At 64.3% G+C, this 1,967-nt stretch carries 2 protein-coding genes; both read left to right on the top strand.

From position 1 onward, the window contains the following. Window positions 1-1,100 precede the first annotated feature (1,100 nt). Entirely contained in the window at window positions 1,101-1,301 is a 201-nt protein-coding gene (locus ACT3TZ_RS15055; protein ID WP_444584226.1) for a hypothetical protein, read from the top strand. A 2-nt stretch (window positions 1,302-1,303) separates the two neighbouring features. Beyond that, window positions 1,304-1,891: a recombinase family protein gene (locus ACT3TZ_RS15060; RefSeq protein WP_444584227.1), complete on the top strand. Its 588-nt coding sequence runs from the start codon at window positions 1,304-1,306 to the stop codon at window positions 1,889-1,891. Window positions 1,892-1,967 lie beyond the last annotated feature (76 nt).

Here is a 1,967-nt window from a genome sequence, read left to right on the forward strand (position 1 = left end):
GACGAGGCCCGCCGCGGCGAAAGCCAGGAAGACGGTTCGTGCGGGGCGAGGTCGCCGATCGACGACGCGCGCGCGAGGATGACTGGGTGACAGCACGCGCGGAATCGTACGCCTGGTATCGAGCAGGACACGCCGACGCGGACCTGCGGTTCCCTTGCATGCAACCAGGCGACGGATCTGAGATCACTCGTCCCGGCAGCTCACCACGGCTCAGGCACTGGGGCACCTAGCGCATGAGCCTTAAACGGTCCCTTTGTGGCAGGGGAACGCCGTCTCGCTGGGGTATACCCCACGGCACAGATCTGTCACGAAAGTGCTGTATCGGACCCTGTGTGACGGCGGAGGCTACGGTCGCGCAGCTGTCACGCAGGGTGGTACCTAAGGCCACGAATCTGTCACTTTTAGGTTGTCACGACTTCGCGGTTGTCCCACGGTTTACGGCGAATTAGCTTTCACGGAGCGTGGGAACGAGGCAGTCGATCTCTCCTTCGCGCCGGTAGCTCTCTATGTGTGGGCGGCTCGGGTCGTGGACTGCGAGCTCGAATAGCACGCTGAAGGCGTCAGCGATCTGCTCATACACGGCGGGTGCTTTACCGCGCAGGCGAAGGCGGAGATAGTCCCCGCCGGGAACGATCGTTTCGTTGAGCTCTAACGGGTTGTCGCGGTCACGGTCGAGCCGAGTGGATGACATTCGGTAGATATTCGACGCTGGGTAGATGAGGCCCATCATGCGGCGGCCACGGAGAGAGTCTAAGGCATGCTCAAATTCGGGCCATGCCGACTGGATCGCCTCGAGCTCGAGGGGAACGTCACGGCTCAGCGATGACAGGGCCTCGTGAGTTACGAAGTCGATAAGGCCAAGCTCGTGTCGCGTTGGGAGTTTCCGCATGCCCAAGGTGTACACCAAATTTGGTCATTTTCTCCAGCCTCATGCGCTCACTCGTACTTCATGGCTGGCCGGATGTCATCTTGGGGTATACCCCAAAATGACACCCTGGTCGGCCCGTCGCCGCGGTACCCAATAGGGTCCACGTCGCTCGTTTCGTGACACATCTGTTGAGGTGCCGCGTCCGACCACCCCAACGGGACACAATGGGTGCATGCGTGCACCCACCTTCAAGACCGCCCGCCGGATCGGTATCGCCCTGAGTGTGTTCGCCGCGATCCTGATCCTCGTCGACTGGATCGGAGGTTCTGGTCCGTTCGACCTGGCCAACTTGCTCGTGATCGTTGCCGCTGCGGTCGCGTGGGTGGTTTGCGGGTATGCGTGGTCCCAGGAACGCTCGATCGGACGGGAGTAGCCATGCCCACCACGCAGCGCGTCGCGTACGTCCGTGTCTCGTCGACCGGGCAGCACCTGGACCGGCAGGTCGAGGCCGTCGGGGACGTCGACCGGATCTTCCGGGAGTACCAGTCGGCCGCGACGGCGTCGGAGCGGCCCGTGCTGCGCGAGGCCCTGGACTACGTCCGCGAGGGCGACACCCTCGTCGTCGCGTCCATCGACCGCCTCGCCCGGTCCCTGCGGGACATGCTCGCGATCATGGAAGAGCTCGAAGCCAAGGGCGTGACCGTCGACTTCCGCTCCCAGTGCCTCACGGTGCGTCCCGACGGGGGAGACCTCACCACGCGGCTGATCCTGCACATCATCACCGCGGTCGCACAGTCCGAGCGGGAGATGATCCGGGAGCGCCAGGCCGAGGGCATCGCGATCGCCAAGCAGACCCCGGGGAAGTACCAGGGCCGGCGCCGTACCTTGACCGCCGAGCAGCTGCACGAGGTGCGCACCCGTGCCCTCGCAGGCGTCCCCAAAGCGCAATTGGCGCGTGACTACGGGATCAGCCGAAACACGCTGTACCGCTACCTTGAGGCGCCTCTCCTCGAGTCGTGCTGAGTGCACGCTGAGGGACGCAAACCTACCGAACGAGTTCGCTGTACGACCAGCCACCGCGCCCGAGCCCGCGGAGGTA

The organism is Brachybacterium sp. AOP25-B2-12, from assembly GCF_052378625.1.
Lineage (GTDB): Bacteria > Actinomycetota > Actinomycetes > Actinomycetales > Dermabacteraceae > Brachybacterium.

Coding starts and splice junctions, on each gene's coding strand:
- ACT3TZ_RS15055 (WP_444584226.1), top strand. CDS start 1,101: ATGCGTGCACCCACCTTCAAGACCGCCCGCCGGATCGGTATCGCCCTG.
- ACT3TZ_RS15060 (WP_444584227.1), top strand. CDS start 1,304: ATGCCCACCACGCAGCGCGTCGCGTACGTCCGTGTCTCGTCGACCGGG.